This is a genomic window from uncultured Psychrobacter sp., from assembly GCF_947495825.1.
GTDB lineage: Bacteria > Pseudomonadota > Gammaproteobacteria > Pseudomonadales > Moraxellaceae > Psychrobacter.
This window is the reverse complement of sequence record NZ_CANMAH010000008.1, coordinates 122,579-149,131: the sequence shown is the minus strand read 5'-3', so window position 1 is coordinate 149,131 and position 26,553 is coordinate 122,579. Positions and strand designations below refer to the sequence as shown.

Sequence of the window (26,553 nt, the reverse complement as noted above, 5' to 3'; positions counted from 1 at the left end):
CTGCATGTATTGGTTTGGCTAGTAGTAAATAACCCATAAAAGTGCGAAGTGCGCATACGCTCATCATAGTTTGGTTATGATTAATGAAGGAATGTATCATTCATGGTCACGGTAGTCGAAAACAAAGATTCTAAGATAAAGCCTGTACCTGCAGTTATTAGAGAGCTGGGGCACAATTATGCAGGTAAGTTCGTGGTACAGCAGACTGTTGATGATATTCCAACGGTTTGGGTCGCGCGTGCCGATTTGCTCGATGTGCTTTTATTCTTACGTAAATTGCCAAAGCCTTATGTCATGTTATTTGACTTATCAGCGATAGATGAGCGTCTACGTCAGCACCGTGCCGGGTTACCTGATAGTGACTTTACCGTGTTTTATCATCTAATGTCGCTTGAACGTAATAGTGATATACGTATCAAGGTTGCTCTGAGCGAAGAGGATTTAAATTTACCGAGCGCCACTAATATTTGGCCAAATGCCAACTGGTATGAGCGCGAAGTGTGGGATATGTTTGGTATTGTTTTTAGTGGTCATCCACACCTAACCCGTATCTTGTTGCCCAAATATTGGGAAGGACATCCACTGCGTAAAGAGTACCATGCACGCGCAACCGAATTTACGCCGTACTTTTTAAACACTGCCAAACAGCGCTATGAACAAGAAAACCTGCGTTTTGTGCCAGAAGAATGGGGCATGAAGCGCTTAGGGCGTGATGAAGACTTTATGTTTTTGAACATCGGTCCCAATCACCCTTCTGCTCATGGTGCGTTCAGACTTGTACTGCAGCTTGATGGTGAGGAAGTAGTCGATTGTATTCCTGATATCGGTTATCACCACCGCGGTGCTGAAAAGATGGCAGAGCGTCAAACATGGCATTCATTTATCCCTTATACCGACCGTATTGACTACCTTGGCGGTGTGATGAATGAGCTACCGTACATCATGTCAGTCGAAAAGCTTGCGGGTATTACTGTGCCAGATCGGGCGCAGACCATTCGCGTGATGATGAGTGAGTTTTTTCGCATTACTAATAACCTGCTGTTTGTTGGTACTTTTATTCAAGATGCTGGCGGTATGACTCCTGTATTTTACATGTTTACCGATCGCCAAAAAGCGTATGACGTCATTGAGGCGGTGACGGGTTATCGTATGCACCCAGCGTGGTTCCGTATCGGTGGTACTGCTGCTGATCTACCGCGTGGCTGGCAACGTTTGGTTCGTGAGTTTTTAGATTGGATGCCAAAGCGTCTGGATGAATATGTCAAAGCGGCCCTACAAAACAGTGTGCTAAAAGGAAGAACCCAAGGCGTTGCACAGTATAATGCCAAGCAAGCATTGGCTTGGGGCGTTACTGGAGCCGGTCTCCGTGCGACAGGTGTAGACTTTGACCTACGAAAAGCGCGTCCTTATATGGGTTATGAGAACTTTGATTTTGAAGTGCCTATTGGTTACAACGGCGATGCTTATGACCGTTGTATGATCAAAGTCGAAGAGATGCGTCAGTCGTTACGTATTATTCGTCAGTGTATGGATCATATGCCGCAAGGGCCTTATAAAGCTGACCATCCACTGGCCGTACCACCGCCAAAAGACCGTACATTGAATGATATCGAAACGCTGATTAACCACTTTATATCTGTATCTTGGGGCCCTGTGATGCCGGCGGGTGAGTGTACAACGATAGTGGAGGCGACCAAAGGTCTAAACAGTTATTACATAACGTCCGACAAAGCCACGATGAGTTACCGAACCCGTATTCGTACGCCGACATTTGCGCATTTGCAGCAAATGCCCTCAGTAATTAATGGCTCCTTGGTGTCAGATGCCATTATGTATTTGGCATCAATTGACATTGTGATGGCAGATTGCGATCGCTAAACATTAAAAAAGACAATTTAATCAATGCATTATTGCTAAATAACACGTCAAATGCGGTAATATTTTAATATAGCAAAAGTCGCAATAAGACATCCTTGTAGTGTGATAAAGCGTGATGATTGAGGAAAGATAGAAGATTATGAAAATTGTTTCCGATAAAATGCCAAAAGTAGATGTGGCCAGCATTCTCACTACTGAGGAGATTGCAGCGATACATGAGTTTATGCATCATTATCCACATGCTCGCGCAGCCTCACTAGACGCATTAAAGATCGTACAAAAACGCAATGGCTGGGTAGATGACGCACAAGTAAACGCGATTGCCAATATTTTAAATATACCGGTGACAGATATGGACGGGGTCGCCACTTTCTTCAACCGTATTTACCGTCAGCCTGTTGGTCGTCATGTCATCTTGATTTGTGACTCCGTTGCCTGCTATTTAACTGGCTATGAAGCGCTATCAGCTGAGCTCAGATTGCAGCTAGGTATCGAATATGGTCAGACGACACATGATGGCCGTTTCACTCTGTTGCCAATCTGTTGTTTGGGTAATTGTGACAAAGGGCCGGCTGTACTGATTGATGAAGACACTTATGGTCCTATTCAGCCCTCTGAGGTCGCACAGTTATTGGAGCTATACGCATGAGATTAACACTGTCAGAGCAGATTGCTCGCCGTCGTCAAGGTCAAGCACCAAGCCAGCTTAATGATCAGCGTGTGCCAATTTATGGTGACAAGGCCACAGCCAATAGCCAAACTAAGCCGCTAACATGGCGCCTAGCTCATCATGATGCCGTATTAGATTTGGCTACTTATCAGTCTTTAGAAGGCTTTACTGGTCTAAAACAAGCTTTAAATAAAGCCCCTAAAGATGTTGAAAATATGATTAAAGCGGCCAATGTGAGAGGCCGCGGCGGTGCAGGTTTTAATGCTGGCCTAAAGTGGTCATTTATGTCACCGCCAGACGGTTTGCCGCGCTATCTTATCTGTAATGCTGATGAGATGGAGCCGGGTACATTTAAAGACCGTTTATTAATGGAGCGTCTGCCATTTCAGCTCATCGAAGGCATGCTTATCACCGCCCATGCGATTGGCGCGACCGACGGCTATATCTTTATCCGCGGTGAGTATATTTTGGCAGCCGAGCGTTTGGTTGCGGCCATCGAAGAGTGTTTAGCCAATAACCTGATGGGCGACAACATCTTAGGCTCAGATTTTAGTTTTCATTTGCATGTGCATACAGGTGCTGGGCGCTATATCTGCGGTGAAGAAACAGCGCTTATTAATTGTTTAGAAGGCCGCCGAGCCAATCCACGTACCAAACCGCCATTTCCGCAAATCTCTGGCGCGTGGGGCAGACCGACAGTGGTCAATAACGTCGAGACATTAAGTAATATGCCAGCTATCTTGAACCATGGCGTTGAATGGTATCAGTCATTATCCAAGATCAAAGGCAAAAGCGAGACCCCTGGTACAAAAATATTTGGTTGCTCAGGTTTGGTCAATGACCCAGGTTTATGGGAGTTGCCATTTGGTTATACCGCTCGTGAAATTATCGAAGACTTGGCTGGCGGTATGCTTGAGGGCAAAAAGCTAAAAGCATGGTTGCCAGGCGGGGCATCGACTGACTTTTTAACCGCTGACCACTTAGATGTGGTAGTAGATTTTGACACCATTCAAAAAGCCGGCAGCCGTATGGGTACTGGACTGATTATGGTGGTCGATGAAGCACAAGATATGGTGCCATTACTTCGTAACCTTGAGATTTTCTTTCAGCGCGAATCATGCGGCTGGTGTACGCCATGTCGTGATGGCCTGCCATGGGGTGTGAAATTACTTACCGCTATCAATGATGGTGAGGGGCAAGTAGGCGATGTAGAAAAACTAGAGGGCCTCACGCGTGACTTATGGATTGGTAAAACTTTCTGTGCCCATGCGCCAGGTGCGATGGAACCACTGATGAGTGCGATTAAATATTTCCGACCTGAGTTTGATCAAAAAATTGCACAGGCAGTTGGTGTAGACGTTATTGAAGCGGCAGCCCATCAACAGCCAGTAGTGAAATAAGGAGAACGGCATGGCAGTCATACATATTGATGGGACCACTGTCGAAGTAGATAGCAGCGATAACTTGCTACAGGCATGTTTGTCACTTGGCATTGATGTGCCATACTTTTGTTATCATCCAGCCTTAGGTTCAGTGGGCTCGTGTCGTCAGTGCGCCGTCAAGCAGTATCAAAATAAAGAAGATATGGAAGCAGGTAAAGGTCGTCTTGTGATGTCGTGTATGGTTGCGCCAGGCGATGACATGTACATTTCGGTCACTGATGATGAAGCCAAAGCGTTTCGTAAGTCGATGGTTGAGCTACTGATGACCAACCATCCACACGACTGCCCAACTTGTGAGGAAGGTGGTCATTGCCACTTGCAAGATATGACTTATATGTCAGGTCATAACAGTCGTCGCTACCGCTTTACCAAACGTACGCACCATAACCAAGATCTTGGGCCGTTTATTGCGCATGAAATGAACCGCTGTATTGCTTGCTATCGCTGTGTACGTTTTTATAAAGACTACGCTGGCGGCGAAGATTTGGGCGTTTATGGTTCAAACAACCGCGTTTATTTTGGTCGTGAGAAAGATGGTCAGTTTGAAAGTGAGTTTTCAGGTAACTTAACCGAAGTTTGTCCCACTGGTGTATTTACCGATAGAACCCATTCTGAGCGCTATAACCGTAAGTGGGACATGCAGTATGCGCCTAGTATCTGTCATGGCTGCTCGGCTGGCTGTAATATCTCACCGGGTGAACGTTATGGCGAGCTACGCCGTATCGAAAACCGCTATAACGGTGAAGTAAACCGTTACTTCTTATGCGATCGTGGTCGTTTTGGTTATGGCTATGTCAATCGTGCTGATCGACCTACCCAAGCGCTTGAGCGTATCAATGACAAACATGTCAAGATCAATATTGACTATGCCTTAGACGAAACTATCAAGCGTATCAAAGACAAAAAAGTCATTGGTATTGGCTCGCCGCGTGCTAGCTTAGAGACCAACTTTGCGCTAAAAAATCTAGTAGGTTTTGATAACTTTTCAACGGGACTGAATCATCAGCAGCAAGCATTGGTCAATAAATGCATTGAAGTATTAAGTACTGAGGGTATCTACAACCCTAGTTTGTCAGGTATTGAAAGTCATGACGCGGTACTGGTCTTGGGTGAGGATATTACGCAAACCTCATCGCGCGTCGCATTATCAGTACGTCAAGCTGCAAAAAACGAAGGCCTAAAAATGGCTGCAGCACTCAAAACACAGGCTTGGCTTGCTGAACCTGTTAAACGTATTGCACAGGATGTGCTAAGTCCAGTCTATGTGATTGACGTGACCCAAACTAAGCTTGAAGACATTAGTAAAGCCAGTGTGGTCGCAACGCCAGAGGATATTATCAAGCTTGGCTTTAAAGTGGCTGATGAGATTGCTAATTTTGCAGATGATTTATCAGAAATAACCGATCCACAAGCATCTGAACAACAAAATACAGATGTCAATGCTGATATTGACGGCATGCAAGCGCTGGCCCAGCAGATAGCCTATGATTTGATTCAAGCAGATCAACCATTGGTCGTCTCAGGTAGTAGCTTGTCATCTACGGCACTGATAGAAGCAGCCGCCCAGATTACTCAGGCACTCACACAAAAACGATTGGCAATCAAGGCCACTGAACAGCAACAAGTGGATGAGCACAATGCCAAGGTTCAGGCTACGCAAGCCCAAGCCGTTGCCGCTGATGATCAGCCTGAAGAAGATAAAGAGCTTGAAGCCAAACCTGCTAAACCGCAGACAGGTACCGATAAAGATGCACAAGACGATGTCAAGCGTGAGCCTGCGGATAAACTTGAACTTAAAGAGGTGAATAAAAGCTATCAGGCGCAGGCTGGTATTTATTTAACGGTTCCTGATGCCAATAGCATGGGTGTTTGCCTGCTCGGTGGACAGTCGGTAGAAGAGATGCTAGCTACTGATTTTGATGTCGTCATTGTCGCTGAAAACCAGCTGACTGATGCGATCGATGCTAACAAGCTAACACAGTTGTTAGTAGATAAAACAGTCATTGCCCTTGATCATCAATTGCTCGACTGGCATAAAGATGTCGATATTGTACTGCCCGCTGCAAGCTTTGCTGAAGCGGATGGTACCTTGGTATCAAGCGAGGGTCGTGCTCAGCGCTTCTTTCAGGTTTATGATAACAATTATTATCATCCGATGAGTAGCATCAAAGAAGGCTGGCGCTGGTTGCATGCTGTCCATAGCAGCTTAGAAGATCGAGATGTCGACTGGACACAGCTCGATGATGTGATTAGTGCTCTAGTAGCGACTCATCCTAAGCTTGCTGGCATTAAAGCTGCGGCGCCTAATGCTGATTATCGTATCACGGGTCTTAAAATTGCCCGTCAGCCGCGTCGTTATTCTGGTCGCACCGCAATGCGTGCGCCAATATCTGTCCATGAACCAATGCAGCCAAAAGATTGGGATACCAGCTTAACCTTTTCGATGGAAGGCTATAGCGGCAAACAAACCCCAAGCTCGATGATTCCTTTTGCCCATGCACCAGGTTGGAACTCTCCGCAAGCATGGAACAAATATCAAGATAAAGTTGGCGGTCATCTGAAAAATGGTGACCCAGGTGTGCGCTTGTTCGATATATTTGAGCGTCTACCAACACGTCAATATATTGCTCCAGAAACAGGTTCGATAACGACGACGGATATAGCAAAAGGCCAAGCCAAATTGGTACCTGTTTATAATATCTATGCCAGCTCGATGATGGCATCACGAAGTCCAATTGTTGCTGAACAACTGCCTGTAGCAGCATGGCGTATCGGTGTTGACGATGCCAAAAACTGGAATATTGCAACTGGCGATTACCTAGCTATCGAGATTAATAAACAACAAATCACGTTGCCAGTTCAGCTTGTTGGTTATTTAGCAGAAGGCTGTATCGGCTATCCAGTTGGACAAGTAAACATTATCCATCCATCAATGCCAGCTTCGGTACGCAAAGTGGATGCGCCAGTAACAATGGTAGGTAATATGGCTGATGATAATTCTTTGATACGTGACAGCGAGACTGGTAATGGTCTTGATGATAATCGCTCAACTCAAACAACGATAGCTCCGACCACTACACAGGAGATGTAATATGCAAGTGACCCGTATTATTCCTGATGTACCAACATTTTTGGCTGACAGCATGACCTTTGATACTTGGTCTATTCTGTTTTTGGTCGGGCAGTCTTTGATGATTTTTTTGGTCGTCGTTTTGGTAGCCGCGATTATGATTGTCTACGAGCGTCGTATGTTAGCGCTGTGGCAAGATCGTTACGGCCCCAACCGTGTCGGGCCTTTTGGCTCTTTGCAGCTGGTTGCCGATATGCTCAAAATCTTCTTTAAAGAAGATTGGATACCAAAATTTACCGATAAGTTTATGTTTACCTTGGCGCCTGCGGTCGCTATGTTCACTGCATTGGCCTCATTTGCCATTATCCCGGTCTCGCCAACGCTTGGTGTTGCTGATTGGGATATTGGCATTTTGTTTTTCTTTGCTATGGCAGGTATCGCTGTCTACGCGGTTATGTTTGGCGGTTGGGCTTCTGCAAACAAGTTCTCATTACTTGGTGGCCTGCGTTCAGCAGCACAAACGATCAGCTATGAGGTGTTTTTAGGCTTGTCATTAATGGGTGTGGTTGCACTGACAGGCTCTTTTAATTTGCGCGAAATCGTTGAGTCACAAATTGATGGCTGGTATATCATTCCGCAGTTTTTTGGTTTTTTAACCTTTGTGGTCGCTGGTGTTGCAGTGACGCATAGACATCCATTTGATCAGCCAGAAGCAGAGCAAGAGCTTGCCGAAGGTTATCATGTCGAATACTCAGGTATGAAATTTGGCATGTTCTTTATTGGTGAGTATGTCAATGTGGTACTCATCTCTGCGCTGATGACTTGCTTATTCTTTGGGGGCTGGCTTGCACCCTTTAATTTAGATATTCCATTTATCCCGCCAGCTTTTTGGTTCATGATAAAAACGCTATTTTTTATGACCATGTTTGTTTTGGCTCGAGGCTCACTCATGCGTCCGCGTTATGATCAGGTGATGAATTTTGGTTGGAAAGTCTGTCTGCCAGTTACTTTGATCAATCTACTGATTACTGCTGCTGTTATATTGATGTTTTCTCCAGCACTGTAGTTTTGGTAAAGATCTAAAGTAATGCTGATAAGGATAATAATCCCATGTTTACTACGATAAAAAAGATTGTCATTGGTATTTTTACCATTGTCCGCAGCATGTGGATGGTCAATAGCCATGCGATTAGGCCACGCGATACAATATTGTATCCTGAAGAGCCTGTGCCAGTACCGCCGCGTTTTCGTGGACGTATTATATTGTCACGTGATCCAGACGGTGATGAGCGCTGCGTTGCTTGTAACTTATGTGCAGTGGCGTGTCCAGTTGGTTGTATCTCGTTGCAAAAAGCTGAGCGTGATGATGGTCGCTGGTATCCAGAGTTTTTTCGAATTAATTTTTCACGCTGCATCTTTTGTGGATTGTGTGAAGAAGCGTGCCCAACGACTGCGATTCAGCTGACGCCAGATTTTGAGCTGGGTGAGTATGATCGTCAGGATTTGGTCTATGAAAAAGAGCATTTACTTATTTCAGGACCAGGTAAATATCCTGACTATAACTATTATCGCGTCTCTGGTATGGCCGTGGCAGATAAACCAAAAGGAGCTGCACAAAATGAAGCCGCACCTATTGATCTTCGGAGCTTGCTGCCATGATGAATATATTAAACAACCCGGAGCTCGCAGGTTTTTATTCACTTGCAGCAGTTGCTATTTTTGCTAGTCTGCGTGTGATCACTCATGCCAACCCAGTCCATGCTATTTTATCGATGATCGTATCATTGTTAGCGATAGCCGGTATATTTTTCGTACTGGGTGCTCCTTTTGCAGGAGCGCTTGAGATCGTTGTATACGCGGGTGCAATTATGGTGCTTTTCGTTTTTGTCATTATGATGCTGAATCTTGGCATGGCTAATGATGCTCGTGAGGAGCGTTGGCTTAGTGCAGGAACATGGGCGGTACCAACTGGATTGACTGTGATTATTGCGGTTGTGCTATATGCGATGATTGGTCTTAATCATAATGAAGTCGCCATGATTGGCGGTACGTCTATCTCTGCCAAAGCAGTTGGTACGGCACTGTTTACTAAGTATGTCATGTTGGTTGAGGTAGCAGCGCTACTACTATTGGCAGCCCTAGTTGCTGCTTATCATTTGGGCAAAGAGTCTGTAGATGATGAAATCATCGGCAACGATAGTCAAAACTTCCACCCAAATGTGGGCAGTATTATAGAACATGATAATAAGAGCAGTGCAGCTAGCGATACCGCTAAGATAGCTGAACCATACGAATACAAAGAAGTAGATCCACATGACTATGTAGGTGTACAGCGAGTCACGCGTAAGGAGTCCGACTGATGATATTAGCAGCGAGCGTGGCACAAGACGTGTCCAACGTCCCGTTCGCCCATGAGGTAGTAGGCTTAGTGCAGCCCGCTGCTGAGGCGCAAGGTGTACTGGGTATGATACCTATGAGCCATGGACTAATCTTGGCAGGTATATTGTTCGCTATTGGACTATGCGGTGTCATGGTACGTCGTAACTTTTTATTCATGCTAATGAGCCTTGAGATTATGATGAATGCGGCGGCATTAGCATTTGTAGTGGCAGGTAGCCGCTGGGTCGATCCAGACGGACAGATCATGTTTATCTTTATTTTGACGTTAGCAGCAGCTGAGGCAGCCATTGGTTTGGCAATATTACTACAGTTTTACCATAAGCGTGGGCATCTCGATGTCGATAGCGCCAATGAGATGAAGGGATGATGTCATGAGTTTATTACCATTAACCTTTATACTTCCGCTCATTGGCTTTTTAATATTGGCCTTTATGCGTGACAAGCTAACTGAACAAGCAGCTGCATTTGTTGGTGTTGGGAGCATGCTGTTATCCGCATTGTGTGCCTTGGTTGCCAGTTATACTTTTTTGATGGACAATCCAGCAGGTACCGTAATACAAGTACCGCTATGGACGTGGTTTCAAGTTGGCGACTTTGCGCCAAGCTTTGCTCTAAGCTTTGATGGTTTAGCATTGACCATGACTGGGATTATTACTGGTATTGGCTTTTTGATTCATCTGTTTGCCGCTTGGTATATGAAAGGTGATAAAGGCTTTGCCCGTTTTTTTAGTTATATGAACCTATTCGTTGCCAGCATGCTATTGCTAGTACTCGCAGATGATTTGTTGCTACTTTATCTTGGCTGGGAAGGTGTGGGTATTTGCTCATACCTATTGATTGGTTTTTACTTTGAAGACCGTGCCAATGGCCGAGCTGCGATGAAAGCTTTTACCGTTACTCGTGTCGGTGATGTGTTTTTAGCATTTGGACTGTTTTTGCTGTTTCGTGAATTTGGTACGCTCAATATTCAAGAGATTATTACGCGTGCGCCAGAGGTGGTTGATCTTAATAATCCAACGATGATGTTGACCACTATGATGCTGGTTGGCGGGGCGATGGGTAAGTCCGCGCAGTTGCCATTACATACGTGGCTTGCTGATGCGATGGCAGGTCCGACACCGGTATCTGCATTGATTCACGCGGCGACCATGGTAACCGCAGGCGTTTATTTAATCGCACGTATGCATCCGTTATTTATTTTGACTCCTGGTATTCTTTTATATTGGGTTGGAGCAGTAGGCGCATTGACGCTTGTTGTCGCCGGATTCTGTGCATTGGTACAAACAGATATCAAGCGTATCCTAGCGTATTCGACCATGAGCCAAATCGGTTATATGTTCTTAGCGCTTGGCGTTGGCGCGTGGCAAGGTGCAATATTTCATTTAATGACCCATGCTTTTTTCAAAGCTCTATTGTTCTTATCTTCAGGGGCGGTCATCCTTGCAGTCCATCATGAGCAAGATATCTTTAAGATGGGCGGCTTACGCAAAAAGATACCATTGGTATTTTGGTGCTATATCATCGGCGGTGGTGCGCTTGCAGCCATACCTTGGGTGACAGTAGGTTTTTACTCTAAAGAAGCCATTCTGTGGGAGACCTATGCTACTGGTCATCAAGTTTTGTTCTATATGGGTGTATTCGGTGCATTCTTAACGGCAATCTATACTTTCCGTATGATTTGGATTGTCTTTTTTGGCGAAGAAAAAACGCCTGCCCATAAGTTATCTGGTATGTCGTATTGGTTGCCACTGACTGTACTGCTGGTACTATCCACGGCAGTGGGCGCACTCATAACGCCACCGCTACAAGGTGTGTTGCCAGAAAGCGTTGGTCATCTATTGGAAGTCGCAGGTCAAGCCCATGCTAAACATACAGCAGAATATATCGCGATGGGTGCAATGTTGGCCGGTTTGATAATAGCCGCTTTATTATATGTGGTTGATAAAGGACGAATGTTGACGCGCTTTAAACAATCAAGTATCGGTGGCGCGCTGTACTATTGGTGCTATAACGGTATGGGCTTTGATGCGCTATACGATTTGATTTTTGTAAAACCCTTTTTATTCATTGGCCGCTTATTTAAAGCCGATCCTATTGATAAAACATGGAATATATTACCTATGTTGGCATCAGCAGGAAACAAAGCGATGTCTGCAACGCAAACAGGGTCACTTCGAGGCTATGCGGCAAGCTTTGGCTTGGGTATGGCTGTATTGCTCGTGCTGGTAATGATGACGGTGGTATAAGATGATAGAGTTACAACAAACGTGGATGCTGCCAGCATTGATTGCAATACCATTTATTGCAGGGTTGTTATGTTGGTTGGTTGAGCGGGTAAATAAGCGTCTGCCGCGGTGGATTGCTTTGATCGGCATGATGCTGACCTTTGGATTGTCACTTGTGTTATGGCAGTATGGTGATTTTTCGGGTATGAGCAAGCAAGTCATAGCACCACAATCTTCGGTGCCTTGGGTTGCTGAATATAGTGTGCCATGGATACCAAGTTTTGGTATTAGCTTTCATTTGGCAATGGATGGTATGTCGTTGCTGATGATTGTGTTGACAGGGTTACTTGGTGTGGCTGCTGTTGCTTGTTCGTGGAATGAGATTCAACGCCGAGTTGGATTCTTTCATCTAAACTTGTTATGGAGTTTGGGCGGCGTTATAGGGGTGTTCTTAGCGATTGATATGTTCCTCTTTTTCTTCTTTTGGGAGATGATGCTGGTTCCTATCTATTTCTTGATTGCTCTTTGGGGTCACGATGTCGCTGGTGGTAATACCAAAGAATATGCTGCTACCAAGTTTTTTATTTATACCCAAGCGTCTGGGCTTATCATGCTCATTGGTATTTTGCTATTAGTGCTCTTTAATTATGCCAATCGCGGTGTGGTTAGCTTTAATTATAATGACTTGCTCGGTACGCCACTTGGCGGCTGGGAATATCCTATCATGCTTTGCTTTTTTATTGGTTTTGCCGTCAAGTTGCCAATCATTCCTTTTCATGGCTGGTTGCCCGATGCGCATGCGCAAGCACCAACAGCAGGTTCGGTAGATTTGGCAGGGGTGCTAATCAAGACAGCAGCTTATGGTCTGATTCGCTTCGTATTGCCTTTATTTCCAGCAGCTTCTCAAGAGTTTGCACCAATTGCCATTACGTTAGGGACTATTGGTATATTTTACGGAGCTTGGCTTGCCTTTATGCAAACCGATATGAAGCGTTTGCTTGCCTATACCAGTGTTTCGCACATGGGCTTCGTGGTTTTGGCGATTTATGCAGGTACGTTGCTCAGTCTGCAAGGCCTGATGATTCAGATGCTTGCGCACGGGCTTAGCTCGGCTGCACTATTTATCATGGCAGGACAGCTCTATGAACGTCTACATACTCGTGATCTGACTTTGATGGGCGGTATGTGGGGACAGTTCCGTTATTATGCTCCGATATTGATGTTCTTTTGCGCAGCGCTCCTAGGTATTCCTGGTACGGGTAACTTTATCGGTGAGTTCATGATTTTATTTGGTGCATTTGCCCAGTATCCAGTATTTGTGGTACTAGCAACCTTTAGCTTGGTATTGGCTGGTTTGTATTCATTAATCTTGATTTATCGCGCATTGTTTGGGGTTAATAATATTGAAGAGGTGGCGTTGCACGAGACCAAGTCACATGGTTTGCCGACACGCAAATTAAAAGATTTGGGCAAGCGTGAGCTGTCATTACTACTTATGTTAGCGGCTGGATTGGTATGGCTCGGCCTGTACCCGCAGCCGATACTTGATACATCAAGTCAAGCCATGCAGTGGATTAATAATGCATATGTCTACAGTGAAATCACTCAAGTAGATGCGTCACAGTTACTTGATGCAATGGAGGCACGTTAAGTCATGAATGATATTACGATGAATGATTTGATGGGGCTAATGCCTTATGCACCAATCATTGCAGTGGTAGTTACAACGTTATTGGCCATGATTGCGATTACTATTAAGCGCTCGCATGTCATCACCGGCACTATTACCGTGACTGGACTAAACGTTGGTCTGTTTATCCTACTTGCACAAATAGGAGGGGTAATAGACAGCCGATATGCATTGCCAAACGCTGAGCAGTTATTTGTAATCGATAATTTTGCTCAGTTTAATATGGTCGTTATTTTTATCTGTGCGCTGGCATGTTGTACATTAGCTTACGCATATTTGGCCAATCTTAAAGACAATAAAGATGAGCTGTATCTGCTGATGTTAGTGTCGACCACTGGCGCGCTTTTAATGGTATCGGCGCAGCATATGGCTGCATTCTTTATGAGCTTAGAGCTTTTGTCTATACCGCTATATGGTCTGCTGTCTTATACTTTTTTACGTAATCGCTCACTCGAATCAGGGCTTAAGTACTTAGTATTATCAGCGACTGCCTCTGCCACCTTATTAATGGGAATGGCTTTCATCTATGCCCAAGTTGGTTCATTGGCATTCAAACCTATTAGCTTAGTATTGGGTGATATATTTGAATCACCACTACTAATATTAGGTACAGCGTTAATGATGTTTGGTATTGCTTTTAAGCTATCAGCAGCCCCTTTTCATATGTGGACGCCAGATGTGTACGAAGGTGCGCCAGCTCCTATAGCGACTTATCTGGCTTCAGTCTCCAAAGTTGCTATGATGGCACTTGCTGTCCGCTTCTTGATTGATACGGCTTTACTGGCCTTACCATCAGTACAGATGCTAATTATGATCATGGCAACCTTGTCTATTTTGGTTGGTAACTTATTGGCAGTACGTCAAACCAATTTAAAGCGTCTACTAGGGTATTCTTCTATCGCTCATATGGGTTATGTGCTGATTGTGATTGTCAGTATTGGTAGTGCCGCTGATAGTATTACTAGTATGTATATGGCCGTTTATGCCTTTACTTCTATCGGTGCGTTTGGTGTTGTGACTTTAATGTCTAGTCCTTATCGATTGGCCGGTGAAGCTGATGAGCTGATACATTATCAAGGATTGTTTTGGCGTCGTCCGGTACTAACGGCTGTTATGACAACTATGATGCTCTCATTAGCTGGTATTCCATTGACTGCTGGCTTTATTACCAAGCTATTTGCCATACTAGCAGCTGTTCAGGGTACGAACTGGTTCTTAGCTGCGATGATTATTTTGGGTAGTGCTATTGGTTTGTTCTACTATTTACGTGTCATGCTGACACTGTTTAAACGTCCAAAAGAGTTTATTGAGTTTGACGTGGCAGGGCAATGGGGCATCCGTATGGGTGGTCTGATGGTCATCGGTGTGACCGCAGTGATTATTTTCTTTGGTATATTACCCAACAGTATGATTGTATGGTCGAGTATGGCACGTATCTGGTAACATACGGCTTATATAAGGGCTAATAAGCTTTGATTGAGCTATTACAGTTACTGATAGAAAACCAAGATGCGCTGAGTTTATGATAAGCTTGGCGCATCTTTTTTATTTGTTCGTTTTAATAAACCACGCAAAAATTAACAAAATATAAGTGACTAATTATTATGAGTGAAGACAATATTCAAGCCGTCAAAGTACTGAGTAAGACCACTTGGACCCCCAATCTGTTTAGTTTTACCGTGACGCGTCCAGACAGCTTTAAGTTTACTGCAGGTCAATTTGTACGTTTGGGTGTCAATCCTAGTAAGCTACAATATTATAAGCAACAAGGTGAGGCGCAAAGCCAAACAACTGACGCCGCGCCGGATGAAGATATTTTCCGCGCTTACTCGATAGTATCTTCACCGTTTGATGAAGTACTGGAGTTTTTCTCTATCGTGATTCCAGATGGGGCGTTTACATCACAGTTGCAGCACTTACAAGTGGGGGACGAGTTACTCCTCAATACTATGCCATTCGGCTTTTTGACTTTAGCTCGCTATCAAAAACCTTTACCAAAAGACTTATGGTTGCTTGCAACTGGCACTGGCTTGGCACCTTTTTTATCAATGCTGCAAGATATGCAAACATGGCAAGACTATGAGCATATCGTCTTAGCTTATAGCGCGCGCTCAAAAGAGGAGCTGGCGTACGTTGAGCAAATAAAGCAATTGCAAGATGACTTTGGTACATTGGTGGATAATCCTGCCAGCTTAATCTTTGTGCCGATTGTGACTCGTGAGCCTATGGAAGGAGCGCTTAGCGAGCGGTTGCCACAATTATTACTAAATGGTGAGCTTGAGAGGCAGGCTGGTATAAAGCTAGATAACGATAGCGCCCATGTGATGCTATGTGGTAATCCAGACATGGTAGAAGATACCAAAGAGACGTTAAAAGATTTAGGTTTTGTTATGAACCGCCGTGGTGAAGGGAACATTGCGGTGGAAAACTATTGGTAAGCAGTAGATAAGTCATTGGCTTTGAGAGTAATAATAAATCATTAAAAAACGCTGCGATCTGATGATTGGCAGCGTTTTTTATTATTCAATAAAAACTGTAATATAGGCCGTAGCTATTCTGTACTGGGCTCAGTCGCGTCATCTACAGGATGGATAGGTCCTTGCATTAATTCGGGTTCATCATCATCACCAATGATATCTTCACCACTACTACCGCCCAGTAAATCGCGATAATTAATTTGTGCTTTTAGAATCAATTGATCTTCTTCAACCTCTCCGTAATTTACCTGTACCTTATGTAGGGTACTCATGATTTTTTGGTTCTTCTTAAGCCAGCGATTGATATCGAGATAAATAATATCTTCTTTAGCACGAGCAATATTGATGTAAGTGAGGATTACGCCTAGAGGATCTTTTTTTAGGACGCTATGATAAAACCAGATAGCAAGTTTGACCCCTTGAAGCTTTAGGAACGATTCGCAGCGTAAGTTAAGCACATCTGTATAAGTCAGTTGTCCAAACACAAAACGCTGTACGTTACGATCAAGTTGGGCATGTACTAAGCTAAAGTTACCAGCTACTTCAGCATATATACCAGCAGCATTTACTGTACAGTATAGGCGAAACCAGTCATCATGTAACTCAACTCTCAACTCTAAGATAGACTTAACATTGTCCGTGACGAACTTCTGTAATGCATCGTTGACGTATTTTTGCGCAACAGGCAAAGCCAATTCATCATCAAGCTTATCGGCAGTCTTATTATAAATATTCTTGATACTTTGGGTTAGGCTCTCCCAACCATCACTAAATGATTCGTTGAATTGATAGCCAAGATTATCGGAGAGGTCATCGAAGTTGTCGAAGTTATCGAAGTTACTCAAACTTGTTATCCTTGTGATTATAGTAGGATTATTTTTACTACATGATTGATTGTCAGACGCTAATTGATATTGTAGGTAGCACTATGACGAGTGAAAATAGTATATAGCAAAATAGCATGCTACAAAACGTAAGGCCTTATATTGTAGCAAATAACCTAAAAAACATAACGAAGAATGCCAAGCAAACATACATAGTTTGGTCGTAACGCTTTTAGTCTCAAGCCTTATTTGTATTTTGATTATGATAAAGTGACACCATAGCGATACAACTGTTGCTCATGTTATGATGGCACAAATACAGCGATTGATCGGCATAATTATTGCTTATCAGAGGGCTACAATCTGCATAATGCGGTATGATCGTATCAAAACGATGACCGCTGTTTTTACGCTTATAATTTGAGATTTATTGTGGCCCATATTAAAGACTCTCAAAGCTATCATTTTTCTACGCCCGCTGCGGCGCGTGATTTTAGTTTACCGGTTGCTATTGTTATTGCGTTATTCGTACATGGCGCCCTTATTTTTGGCATCAGTTTCTCTATGGGTCAAGATCCCGCTGCATTGATGCAAGACGTGGCAAAAGCTTTGACAGACAATATGCAGCCAAACGAAGATGCTCATTATATTGCAAATGCTTCCCAACAAGGTGGCGGCTCAGTACGTCAACAAGTGCGACAAGAAAGCGTCCAAACAAGTCCATTGACCTCAGAGCAGATAAGCAAAACGCAAGATGTTATCAATCTGCAGCGCCAAGTACGTCAACAGCGTTATCAAGAAAGTTATCTACGTACCACTTTGAGCTGGCGTAAGGCTGATGTAGAAGCTGATAATGACAGCAAGCAAGCGCAAGATGATATGATGGCGCAAGAGGAGAGACTGCGTCAGCAGATTGCCACTTTAGAGGCGCAGTTGTCTCAGCGTCAACAGGTATATGCTACCAAGTCTAAAGTAGTGACCGTTGATAGCAACTCGACGACGCGCGGCGCTGCAGCGGACTATATCGAAACCTTCCGTGAGCATGTCGAACGAGTTGGTAACTTGCATTATCCAGTGCAGGCACGTGCCCAAGGTATCACAGGTGAAGTGCGTCTTATGGTGATTATTAGCAATGATGGCAATATTAAAGCCATTCGCTTACTTGAAAGCTCAGGCTCGACGATATTGGATGAAGCTGCGAAGCAGTCAGTACGACAAGCTGCGCCCTTTGGTAAATTTACCGCAGATATGAATGATATTGTCGAGCTGCGTTTGATACGTACCTATCGTTATAGTGATAAAGTAGAAGTAACTTATTAAAAATAAGCGGACAAAGAACAACAGATTTATAGATAGAGTATAAAAGACTTATTGAATAAAATAGGGTATAAACTGTCAGGATAACTAGGTTAAGATATCAGAGCTATTAAAATAATAACTGGCATCCGATTGTGACCGTAAGTCTGATAAACAAACGAAGCTACAAAATAAAGAGTCGGTATGGAATTTTTAGGTTTTACTATTGATGTTGCGACACTAACGACTAATGCATTAAGCTTAGTGTTTAAAGTTGCTTTAGCGATACTAATATTCGTGGTCGGGCGCTGGCTTGCCAAAAAGGCAGTGACATTTGCTCATAGTATCATGTTACGTAGCCGCTTAGATGATACTGTTGCCAGCTTTTTGGGTCGTCTTTTGTATGGGGTGCTGCTGGTCATTGTGGTCTTAGCCGCACTGAGCAAAGTTGGTGTGCAGACCACCTCAGTCGTTGCTATATTGGGCGGTGCTGCGGTCGCGATTGGTTTGTCGTTAAAAGATCAGTTGTCAAACTTTGCCGCTGGCATTATGATTGTGACTTTTCGGCCGTTTGTAACTGGTGACTATGTACAGATTAGCAGTTACACAGGGACAGTTACTGAAATTACTTTGGTTAACACTCATTTAACCACGATTAATAATCACGATATCATCATCCCAAATGGCGATATCACCACATCAGCTGTGATCAATTATACCGCGCTGCCTAACCGCCGCGTCGACATCACGGTCGGTATTGGCTATGATGCCGATATCAAAACCGCCAAAGAGGTCATGCTAAGCTTGGCCAGAAATAATCCAATGGCCTTTACAGATCCTGAGCCTATCGTGCGCGTGACCAATCTTGGCGACAACTCGGTAGATTTGACCCTCAATGTTTGGACAACCAATGCTGATTGGTGGACCATGCAGTGTGATTTGCTTGAGCAGTTTAAGTACGCTTTAGATGATGAGAAGATTGAGATTCCATTCCCGCAGCGTAGCGTCCATGTCAAAGGTTTGGATCAGATGATTAATCAGATGGGTCAGTCGCAAAAACTGCCCATGACTAAAGACTGAGCAAGGATTGGTTATTCATTGATTATTCTAAGAGATTGATGCGGTCAAAAAACTGCCCTCGTCAAACTCAAGTGTTTGGTAGATAGGGGTTTGGTAGGTTGAGACTTGCCAAAATCTCTATCTCAAACCCTTCCATCTCCTCTTGCTCAGCTTGTCCAAGCTCATGATCGAAACCTAGTAAATGTAGCATACCATGTACCAGTAAATGGCTAATATGCTGCGTCAGCGTTTTTTCTTGCTCTATAGCTTCATGCGCCACGACTTCATGACAAATAATAAGCTCTCCCAGTGGCAGTGTTGGCATCAACTCAATAATATTAACTGGCATCTCGCTTGGGTAAGACAAAATATTGGTCGCATAATCTTTGCCCCGTGCTTCCAAATTTAATTCACGACCTTCAATCTTGTCAGTAATATATACATCTAACGCTTTGATTTTGTGCTGCCATGTCTCAAGACTAATATCTGTAAAGTAGGGTAGCATCAGACCGTTCTCTATACGTCTATCTATATATTTTAAAGTTGCAACCATGATTGGCAATAGACGATCTTCACTATAGTAACGACTGATTAACCCCTCATCGATACTATCAATAGCGCTGACATCAAGCTCAACCTTGTCTAGATTATTTATCTTTAGTACGTTTATATTATCGTTGTTAGATTGGTTCATAGCTTCACCTTAAGGAGAGGTATAGTTGATTCTAAATAAAACAGATACATTGTATGTCAACGTGGAACTGGTATAAATTTTCCTTGCGTGCTGTGCCTGCGCCGATAGAGGCTGCGTAAAATTCATCCCAGACCCACTGTATCGTTTTTGTACTGAACTCACTATATTACGCTTATCAAGACTAATTTTATTTAATGTTAATTAAAAGACCGGATCACTATTTTTAGTAATCCGGTCTTTTGAGTTAGACATACACTGTTTAAAGATGCTTAGCTATAGCTTGGAGGCTGCATCCGCCGCCGCTTGTCTACGCTCTTGCTCTGCAATACGCTCTTTTTTGCGTTTTTCTTCTAATAGCAGCTGTTCACTATCAAACACATCATAAGCTTCAACAATTTGCTGTACCAACTGATGACGTACCACGTCTTTTGAGTCAAACCTAGTGATATGGATCTCTTCAATACCGCTTAGGATATCTAGTGCTTGCGTCAGTCCTGACTTGGTACCGCGCGGTAGATCGACCTGTGAGATGTCCCCTGTGATGACAGCGCGTGAACCAAAACCTAAGCGCGTCAAAAACATTTTCATTTGCTCAGGCGTGGTATTTTGCGCCTCATCCAAGATGACAAATGAGTTATTTAACGTGCGACCACGCATATAAGCCAATGGCGCAACTTCAATAATTTGACGTTCAATCATTTTGCCGACTTTTTCAAAGCCCAGCATCTCATATAGTGCGTCGTATAATGGGCGCAAGTAGGGGTCAATTTTTTGTGCTAAGTCACCCGGTAAGAAGCCTAACTTCTCTCCAGCTTCTACCGCTGGACGAACCAGCAAAATACGCTCAATCTCATTACGCTCTATCATATCGACTGCGCAGGCGACCGCAAGATAAGTCTTACCCGTACCGGCAGGCCCAATACCAAACGATACATCAGAGCTGAGCACGTTTTTTACATAACGCTGCTGATTGCCACCGCGTGGGATGATTTTGCCTTTACGGGTACGTAAACTAACAGGGGTAAAATCATTTGCCGAATCCAAATCGTCTGCGTCGTCTGCGTCATCGGCAGATTCTTGCTCATTGTCTGCCATGTCTTCATCGCGCGAGATACTTGACTGGATGATCAGATGCAGCTCTTCTGCACTAATGTCCTTTGTGTTTTGCGCCTCATCGACCAGCTTATAGATGATGCGTTCGCCGCGCTCGACCGCAGTCACATCACCGCTAAGGCAAAAGTCACCTTGGCGTTGAATGATTTTGATGTCGAGGCGGTCTTGTAGGTATTTCATGTGATTATTATATTCGCCAAGCACAGTCTTAAGCTGTGCTGGAGTTAGTGATTCAAACTTTATACGGCGGTTCATAGAATCAGTCAAGCGATTATCCTTGTATTTGTTGCCCATTAGTGCTCTTCAACATCAGCAAAACTGCGGGCTTAATAAATAAAACAATGGTAAAAACTTATTACTTTTAAGTAGTAGAGAGATGACAGTAAAATCGTTAGTTATATAGAAGATGATAAGTTGCTATCTTGTCTTTATTATGGTTGATAGTTTTTAAATTTCAAGCCATACACAAGGGTAGTTAGCTTGGTTTTTGTATGGGGATTGCAACACTTACAGTCAATAGCAGTTTTCTGTTGTATAAGGAGGCATTTATGGATAGTGTCTTAATAAGCTTACTGTAAAGGACACAGAAGTTCGGGCAATTTATGGTAATCTATCAGCTGCCCAAAAACGGTCTAGTCGTTATACAGAAGCCTTAGTAAACGGTCAAATACCTATCAATTACTAAATAAAAATACTGAATAGGCTTGTATAACCGCTCTATCCAATCAGTTCCAATAGGAATAATAATGATACAAGATACTCATTCAACTATGTCAACTAAGACAAATGCTATGCATTCGAATACCGTAAATCAGGCTCTCGATACGAAAAATAATAAAGCAGCAATCACCGACCAGCAAGTGCTGATCGCAGGCGGCGGTCATGTGGGTCTGTCTTTTGCCTTGCTGCTCGCCCATCATGGTATCGCAAGCACCTTACTCGAAAAAAACAGCTACCCAACCATCAGTCCGCACGATGATCGCACGCGCAGTCATTATTTGGACAGTCGCAACACCGCTCTGTCGCGGCGCACCGTACAGATTTATCAAGAGATTGGGCTATGGGATGAGCTACAAAGCCATGCCTGCCGTATTGATGCAGTACAAATCAGCGAGCAAGGCAGCTTTGGCCGCGCGCAATTAAATAAAGCGGACGAGCAGGTCGAATCGTTTGGGCAAGTGATGGAAAACGCTTGGCTGGGGCGTAAGCTGTTACTGGCCGCGCAGCAAGAGCCGCTGATTAGCATCATTGATAATGCCAACGTCATCGCTGTCGAGCAGCAGCCTGATGGCGTGACGCTCAGCTTTAGCTACTACGGCGAAGAAGAGCATGAGCAGCAGCTGCAGGCCAGTCTACTGGTCGCTTGCGATGGCCGCGATTCTACCGTGCGCCAGTTATTGGACATCGGCACGACGACGTATGATTATCAGCAGACCGCCATCGTCGGAGTGGTAGAGACGGATAAGCCGCACGACCATGTTGCCATTGAGCGCTTTAGTCCAGCAGGGCCACTGGCGGTGCTGCCATTGACCGACCCAGAAGGCGATGGCAATGAGGAATATCAACAAGGCTACAGACGCTCGGTGGTTTGGGTCTGCCCAAAAGGCGAAGAGACAAGATACCTAGAAGATGATGCGCATTTCTTGGCGACGTTGCAGCAGGCATTTGGCGATCGTGCTGGCACGTTTGTCAACGCTGGTCGCCGCGGTGCCTATCCGCTGACGCGCGTACTGGCAGATAAACAAGTCGCTGGCCGCTGCGTCATCATGGGTAATGCCGCCCACACCTTGCATCCCGTGGCAGGTCAAGGCTTTAATCTGTGTATGCGCGATGCTCACGTACTGGCAAAAATGCTGAGCGCGCAAGTGCTGCGAGGCGAGGATATCGGTAGTCCGGCATTGCTCACGCGCTACGAAAAAGCCCGACAAACGGACCAAAAACGCGTCATTCGTTTTTGTGATGCGGTCGTCCATGGCTTTACCCATCCCAATCCCGCCATCAAGCTGGCACGTAACATGGCACTGCTGGCGTTTGATAAACTGCCCAATATCAAGCCGCTGGTGGCAAATTATGCCATGGGCTTAAAATCGTAATATAGTGAATCCTAAATAAGAAAAATACAGCTATGCCAGCGTGCTACTGATATAAATTTTCCTTGCTTGCTGTGTGACTTCGTCACTCCAGAGGCTGCATAAAATTCATCCCAGTAGCAGTATTTATTTTTAAATGTTTAACACTTCCTGATACCGAGAGCTAACTTATGACAAACAACCATACACTCATTATCGGCGGCGGTATCGTCGGTGCGACGCTGGCGCTAAAGCTGGCACAGGCCAAAATGCCCGTGACCTTAATCGATGCGCGTCCTGCTCGAGATGAGTCTGCATGGCAACAGGTGCTACGCCGCCGTGATGCCCGTGTTTATGCGCTGAGCCTCGCCAGCATTGAGCTGCTAAAAGACGTAGGCGCTTGGCAAAAGATAGCGCTATCAGGGCGCAAGGCGGATTACTCGCAGATGCAGGTATGGCAACTCAATGGTATGGGCGAGCTATTATTTGGCGATAGTGACCGCAGTGCGCCAGGGCTGCTTGGCAGTATGGTTGAACCAGCGGTCATCGAGTATGCCTTGTGGCAGCGTCTGTCTGAGGATGATGTCAGTGATTATCTGACCGTCATCGCAGGGCAAAAAGTCGTCAATATGGACTGGCGCGGGACGCAGCAGGGCTACCGTGTGACGCTAGCAGACGGCGCTGCTATCGATACGCATCTGCTCGTCGGTGCCGATGGTCGTGGCTCGTTTGTCCGTCAGCAGGCGGCGATTGGGCTGGACACGCTTGATTATAACCAAACCGCGATTTGCTGTGCGATTCAGACTGCCAAACCCCATCAAGCGACCGCACGCCAAGCCATGCTACCGACCGGCACGCTGGCTCTGTTGCCATTAGCGGATATCACCGATGAAGATAAAGCCAATCCGCAGCATTGGCAGTCCATTGTCTGGACACTGCCGCGCAATTACGCACTGGCTTTGCTCGAGGAAGATGAGCGCGTGATCGCTGATAAATTGGCCGCTGCCAGTCACTATGAGCTGGGCGCAATCGAGCAGATAGAGTCAATTGCCAGTTTTCCACTGACCGCGCAGCAAGCGAAGCGTTATGTACAGGACAATTTGGTACTAATAGGCGATGCCGCCCATGGTGTGCATCCGCTGGCAGGTCAGGGGTTAAATCTGGGTATGCTCGATGTGAAGGCGCTAAGTGAGCAGCTGATGCACGACTATGCGCGTAGCGGCAATAAACTGTGGGGCAGTAACCAAACTTTGCGTAGCTATGAGCGTCTGCGCCGACCGCATAATAGCCTGATGATGCATAGTTTTTCAGCGCTTAATTGGCTATTTGCAGGAGACATCGCTCAGCTACGTCCTATCCAGCAGATTCGCAGCGAAGGCATGTACCGCGTGGGGAAAATTAAGCCATTGATGAAACTGTTTGCGAAGCAGGCGAGTGGGGTTTAGGGCTTGTTGTGACAATCAAATAATAAGAATATTTCGATGAAGCATATTTTAATTGATTATGAAAACATTCAACCCAAGAGCTTTGAGGGCATGGATACAAAGGAATGCCATGTATGGTTGTTTTTGGGCATACATCAGCAAAAGAGCTTGCCACTTGAGTTGGTCGAAGCATTACTCGAATTCAACAGCGATAATGTACATATCATTAAGATGCAGCATGCAGGTAAAAACGCTTTAGATTTTTACTTGTCTTTTTATCTTGGCAAAATATCTGAAATCGATGCACAGGCGGATGTGTGTATTTTGGCAAGAGACAGTGGTTACGATATCTTGGTTGAGCATCTCAACACTGTGTATGACGGTATGGCCATCACACGCGCAGCAGATGCCAACCAATTAAGCCTCGCCTATGAGGTAGAGAACACGATAGAGGCTGATATAGAACAAACTCAACTCATCGTTGATACCAGTCAAAACGAAGTGTTCTATGACGATACTAACAGCGATGATCTGGTAGAGACAAAGATCGCTGCAGTACCAATCAGTGAAGAAAAAACGCCTCAATCTGTCATTCATGACTGCTATGTTTTGGTGTTCGATAGCATAGTAAATCGCAAGATGTTTTTGCCAAGCTATAAATCAAACCTACTCTCTGCGATGAAGAAATACGCTTTAGCAGAAGCTTTGGTTAAATTTGATGAAGCCGAACAAAACGATATCGTTGAAAAAGTCTTTGATAAATTTATCAAGAAAGGGCTTATAGAGCTCGATAGTAAAAACGAAAAACTGTGCTACAACACGGACAGTCAGGATATATTAAATTTAGTAACCGAAAAAGTATTACTAAGTAAAGCTAAGACTATGACTGGATTAACCAACGTCATCAAACAAAAACTTGCCAGCTATCGTCAAAAAAACGATGAGTCCCAAGTAAACCTAGTTATTACATGGCTAAAAAATCAAGGACTGATAAAGCAAAACAATCAAAGTGTTTGTTATCCAACCTTAGATGATTTATCAGTCCATAAAACAAAAACCAGTGTCAAAAACGTAAGCTCAAAGACGATAGGCCAACGTACTGTATATCAATGCGCTATTGCATCTATTAAGGCTCGGCCTGTCAGCTCACGTCCTGCCAAAAAATCGAGTTTAATCAATTACCTTAACAGTCATCTGCGCGATGAAGACCCTAAAACAATTGATAATATCGTCAAACAAATGGTTGGCAATCAGGTTGTCACGATATCTAGTAACAACAAGCTTAGTTATAATATATAGTCAACTCACCCCAACGACGAAAACAGCACCATCAGCACTGGCGAGACAATATTGATAATAAAGCCAAAGCTAATCGCCAGTGGCACAACTTTTAGGCCACCTGATTGTTGAATGATAGGCAAGGTAAAATCCAAGCTAGTCGCGCCGCCAAGCCCAACTGCCGCTGATGGATATTTACGCATAAAGACAGGAATAAATAATAGCGCAAAAAACTCACGTATCAAGTCATTAAACAGCGCCACACTGCCCCAAATCGCTCCATAAGCATCGGTCATGACGATGGCCGATAGCGAATACCAGCCGAAGCCAGACGCCAGCGCCAAGCCTTTGGTCCATGACACATCGCTAAACATCAGCGCAAAGACAAGCCCGCCGACCAATATCGATAACGTAAAGATAATACTCATCTCAACCCCGCGTTTATTGAGCAGTACTTCTTTTAGGGTGATGCCTGAGCCTTTGAGACCGATACCGACTAGTAAGATCAATATCATTAGCATGACGGTCATGGTGTTTTCAGGCGGCATATAACCTGCCGGTAAAAAATAACCAATCACCATGCCAATCACGACACAAACCACTTGTGCCAAGCTACCGCGGATACTGACGCGGTGCTCTTTGGATTTGACGCTGGGTTTTTTGGCATGCCACGGGCGCAGACGATCAAATACCATTAGAGCAAACAAACCACTGCCAATGGTCAGTATCGATAAGATGGTGACATATAGGGCGATTTCGCCTATTTGGTTACCCAGCCCTTCTACTTGTGACAGCTCAATACCGATAAGGGTTAAGATGACATAAACCAAGTACGACAAGCCTTTATCTGCAAGCCTAGTCAATTTGGGGTTAGAAGGAATGGCAAAGCCAATAAACATTGGCATTAATACCAAAACAAGGGTAACTAGGCTTTGCATGATGAT

21 protein-coding genes are annotated in these 26,553 nt (G+C 44.5%); 17 read left to right on the top strand and 4 right to left on the bottom strand.

From position 1 onward, the window contains the following. Window positions 1-102: 102 nt before the first annotated feature. The 12 genes from nuoC to Q0895_RS09990 all read left to right on the top strand — a co-directional run bounded on the left by nuoC (window position 103) and on the right by Q0895_RS09990 (window position 15,813). Window positions 103-1,878 (top strand): NADH-quinone oxidoreductase subunit C/D, encoded by a 1,776-nt coding sequence (gene nuoC, locus Q0895_RS10045; protein ID WP_299188442.1) that lies wholly within the window; start codon window positions 103-105, stop codon window positions 1,876-1,878. Window positions 1,879-2,017: 139 nt separating this feature from the next. Further along, window positions 2,018-2,527 (top strand): NADH-quinone oxidoreductase subunit NuoE, encoded by a 510-nt coding sequence (gene nuoE / locus Q0895_RS10040; RefSeq protein WP_299188439.1) that lies wholly within the window; start codon window positions 2,018-2,020, stop codon window positions 2,525-2,527. Continuing rightward, entirely contained in the window at window positions 2,524-3,948 is a 1,425-nt protein-coding gene (gene nuoF / locus Q0895_RS10035; RefSeq protein WP_299188436.1) for an NADH-quinone oxidoreductase subunit NuoF, read from the top strand. Before nuoE ends, nuoF begins: the two co-directional genes overlap by 4 nt. 10 nt (window positions 3,949-3,958) lie before the next feature. Continuing rightward, window positions 3,959-7,081, top strand: a complete 3,123-nt coding sequence (nuoG, locus tag Q0895_RS10030; protein ID WP_299188433.1) for an NADH-quinone oxidoreductase subunit NuoG — start codon at window positions 3,959-3,961, stop codon at window positions 7,079-7,081. A gap of 52 nt (window positions 7,082-7,133) precedes the next feature. Next, on the top strand, window positions 7,134-8,126 hold the full coding sequence (gene nuoH / locus Q0895_RS10025; RefSeq protein WP_299188543.1) for an NADH-quinone oxidoreductase subunit NuoH: 993 nt from the start codon (window positions 7,134-7,136) through the stop codon (window positions 8,124-8,126). Window positions 8,127-8,170: 44 nt separating this feature from the next. Further along, complete coding sequence (gene nuoI, locus Q0895_RS10020) at window positions 8,171-8,719, top strand: NADH-quinone oxidoreductase subunit NuoI (protein ID WP_299188431.1); 549 nt, start codon at window positions 8,171-8,173, stop codon at window positions 8,717-8,719. Beyond that, window positions 8,716-9,420: an NADH-quinone oxidoreductase subunit J gene (gene nuoJ, locus Q0895_RS10015; protein WP_299188428.1), complete on the top strand. Its 705-nt coding sequence runs from the start codon at window positions 8,716-8,718 to the stop codon at window positions 9,418-9,420. The genes nuoI and nuoJ overlap by 4 nt, the downstream gene beginning before the upstream one ends. 98 nt (window positions 9,421-9,518) lie before the next feature. Next, window positions 9,519-9,827, top strand: coding sequence for an NADH-quinone oxidoreductase subunit NuoK (nuoK, locus tag Q0895_RS10010; RefSeq protein WP_058368358.1), 309 nt, complete (start codon window positions 9,519-9,521; stop codon window positions 9,825-9,827). Window positions 9,828-9,831: 4 nt separating this feature from the next. Beyond that, entirely contained in the window at window positions 9,832-11,706 is a 1,875-nt protein-coding gene (nuoL, locus tag Q0895_RS10005) for an NADH-quinone oxidoreductase subunit L (protein ID WP_299188424.1), read from the top strand. A 1-nt stretch (window position 11,707) separates the two neighbouring features. Continuing rightward, window positions 11,708-13,336, top strand: coding sequence for an NADH-quinone oxidoreductase subunit M (nuoM, locus tag Q0895_RS10000; protein ID WP_299188421.1), 1,629 nt, complete (start codon window positions 11,708-11,710; stop codon window positions 13,334-13,336). Between the two features lie 3 nt (window positions 13,337-13,339). Then, window positions 13,340-14,818 carry an NADH-quinone oxidoreductase subunit N gene (locus tag Q0895_RS09995; protein WP_299188418.1) on the top strand — a complete coding sequence of 493 codons (1,479 nt, stop codon included), beginning with the start codon at window positions 13,340-13,342 and terminating at the stop codon, window positions 14,816-14,818. A 161-nt stretch (window positions 14,819-14,979) separates the two neighbouring features. Beyond that, complete coding sequence (locus Q0895_RS09990) at window positions 14,980-15,813, top strand: ferredoxin--NADP reductase (RefSeq protein WP_299188416.1); 834 nt, start codon at window positions 14,980-14,982, stop codon at window positions 15,811-15,813. A 113-nt stretch (window positions 15,814-15,926) separates the two neighbouring features. On the opposite strand, the gene Q0895_RS09985 is transcribed toward Q0895_RS09990, so the two are convergent. Next, complete coding sequence (locus tag Q0895_RS09985; protein ID WP_256713897.1) at window positions 15,927-16,697, bottom strand: hypothetical protein; 771 nt, start codon at window positions 16,695-16,697, stop codon at window positions 15,927-15,929. A gap of 411 nt (window positions 16,698-17,108) precedes the next feature. On the opposite strand from Q0895_RS09985, the gene Q0895_RS09980 reads away from it, so the two are divergent. Both Q0895_RS09980 and Q0895_RS09975 read left to right on the top strand, forming a co-directional pair. Continuing rightward, window positions 17,109-17,996: an energy transducer TonB gene (locus tag Q0895_RS09980; protein WP_299188412.1), complete on the top strand. Its 888-nt coding sequence runs from the start codon at window positions 17,109-17,111 to the stop codon at window positions 17,994-17,996. Between the two features lie 180 nt (window positions 17,997-18,176). After that, window positions 18,177-19,052 (top strand): mechanosensitive ion channel domain-containing protein, encoded by an 876-nt coding sequence (locus tag Q0895_RS09975; protein ID WP_299188410.1) that lies wholly within the window; start codon window positions 18,177-18,179, stop codon window positions 19,050-19,052. Between the two features lie 67 nt (window positions 19,053-19,119). On the opposite strand, the gene ybeY is transcribed toward Q0895_RS09975, so the two are convergent. After that, a complete protein-coding gene (gene ybeY, locus Q0895_RS09970) occupies window positions 19,120-19,725 on the bottom strand; it encodes an rRNA maturation RNase YbeY (protein WP_299188407.1) in 606 nt (201 codons plus the stop codon). A 273-nt stretch (window positions 19,726-19,998) separates the two neighbouring features. Next, window positions 19,999-21,093, bottom strand: a complete 1,095-nt coding sequence (locus Q0895_RS09965; RefSeq protein ID WP_299188534.1) for a PhoH family protein — start codon at window positions 21,091-21,093, stop codon at window positions 19,999-20,001. 536 nt (window positions 21,094-21,629) lie between these two features. On the opposite strand from Q0895_RS09965, the gene Q0895_RS09960 reads away from it, so the two are divergent. The 3 genes from Q0895_RS09960 to Q0895_RS09950 all read left to right on the top strand — a co-directional run bounded on the left by Q0895_RS09960 (window position 21,630) and on the right by Q0895_RS09950 (window position 25,630). Continuing rightward, window positions 21,630-22,931 carry an FAD-dependent monooxygenase gene (locus Q0895_RS09960; protein ID WP_299188531.1) on the top strand — a complete coding sequence of 434 codons (1,302 nt, stop codon included), beginning with the start codon at window positions 21,630-21,632 and terminating at the stop codon, window positions 22,929-22,931. A gap of 167 nt (window positions 22,932-23,098) precedes the next feature. Continuing rightward, window positions 23,099-24,352 carry an FAD-dependent oxidoreductase gene (locus tag Q0895_RS09955; RefSeq protein ID WP_299188405.1) on the top strand — a complete coding sequence of 418 codons (1,254 nt, stop codon included), beginning with the start codon at window positions 23,099-23,101 and terminating at the stop codon, window positions 24,350-24,352. Window positions 24,353-24,388: 36 nt separating this feature from the next. Then, the gene (locus tag Q0895_RS09950; protein ID WP_299188403.1) at window positions 24,389-25,630 is read left to right on the top strand and encodes a PIN domain-containing protein; all 1,242 of its coding nucleotides are present in this window, start codon (window positions 24,389-24,391) and stop codon (window positions 25,628-25,630) included. Between the two features lie 5 nt (window positions 25,631-25,635). Here the strand turns inward: Q0895_RS09950 and Q0895_RS09945 are convergent, their stop codons facing one another. Beyond that, window positions 25,636-26,547, bottom strand: coding sequence for a lysine exporter LysO family protein (locus tag Q0895_RS09945; protein ID WP_299188400.1), 912 nt, complete (start codon window positions 26,545-26,547; stop codon window positions 25,636-25,638). Window positions 26,548-26,553 lie beyond the last annotated feature (6 nt).

What these genes read in the sequence shown, in the direction of transcription:
- nuoC (WP_299188442.1), top strand. Translation starts at nt 103, where the DNA reads ATGGTCACGGTAGTCGAAAACAAAGATTCTAAGATAAAGCCTGTACCT.
- ybeY (WP_299188407.1), bottom strand. Translation starts at nt 19,725, where the DNA reads ATGAACCAATCTAACAACGATAATATAAACGTACTAAAGATAAATAAT.
- Q0895_RS09955 (WP_299188405.1), top strand. Translation starts at nt 23,099, where the DNA reads ATGACAAACAACCATACACTCATTATCGGCGGCGGTATCGTCGGTGCG.
- Q0895_RS09990 (WP_299188416.1), top strand. Translation starts at nt 14,980, where the DNA reads ATGAGTGAAGACAATATTCAAGCCGTCAAAGTACTGAGTAAGACCACT.
- nuoJ (WP_299188428.1), top strand. Translation starts at nt 8,716, where the DNA reads ATGATGAATATATTAAACAACCCGGAGCTCGCAGGTTTTTATTCACTT.
- nuoM (WP_299188421.1), top strand. Translation starts at nt 11,708, where the DNA reads ATGATAGAGTTACAACAAACGTGGATGCTGCCAGCATTGATTGCAATA.
- Q0895_RS09965 (WP_299188534.1), bottom strand. Translation starts at nt 21,093, where the DNA reads ATGAACCGCCGTATAAAGTTTGAATCACTAACTCCAGCACAGCTTAAG.
- nuoI (WP_299188431.1), top strand. Translation starts at nt 8,171, where the DNA reads ATGTTTACTACGATAAAAAAGATTGTCATTGGTATTTTTACCATTGTC.
- nuoE (WP_299188439.1), top strand. Translation starts at nt 2,018, where the DNA reads ATGAAAATTGTTTCCGATAAAATGCCAAAAGTAGATGTGGCCAGCATT.
- nuoH (WP_299188543.1), top strand. Translation starts at nt 7,134, where the DNA reads ATGACCTTTGATACTTGGTCTATTCTGTTTTTGGTCGGGCAGTCTTTG.
- nuoL (WP_299188424.1), top strand. Translation starts at nt 9,832, where the DNA reads ATGAGTTTATTACCATTAACCTTTATACTTCCGCTCATTGGCTTTTTA.
- Q0895_RS09945 (WP_299188400.1), bottom strand. Translation starts at nt 26,547, where the DNA reads ATGCAAAGCCTAGTTACCCTTGTTTTGGTATTAATGCCAATGTTTATT.
- nuoF (WP_299188436.1), top strand. Translation starts at nt 2,524, where the DNA reads ATGAGATTAACACTGTCAGAGCAGATTGCTCGCCGTCGTCAAGGTCAA.
- Q0895_RS09975 (WP_299188410.1), top strand. Translation starts at nt 18,177, where the DNA reads ATGGAATTTTTAGGTTTTACTATTGATGTTGCGACACTAACGACTAAT.
- Q0895_RS09995 (WP_299188418.1), top strand. Translation starts at nt 13,340, where the DNA reads ATGAATGATATTACGATGAATGATTTGATGGGGCTAATGCCTTATGCA.
- Q0895_RS09950 (WP_299188403.1), top strand. Translation starts at nt 24,389, where the DNA reads ATGAAGCATATTTTAATTGATTATGAAAACATTCAACCCAAGAGCTTT.
- Q0895_RS09960 (WP_299188531.1), top strand. Translation starts at nt 21,630, where the DNA reads ATGCATTCGAATACCGTAAATCAGGCTCTCGATACGAAAAATAATAAA.
- nuoG (WP_299188433.1), top strand. Translation starts at nt 3,959, where the DNA reads ATGGCAGTCATACATATTGATGGGACCACTGTCGAAGTAGATAGCAGC.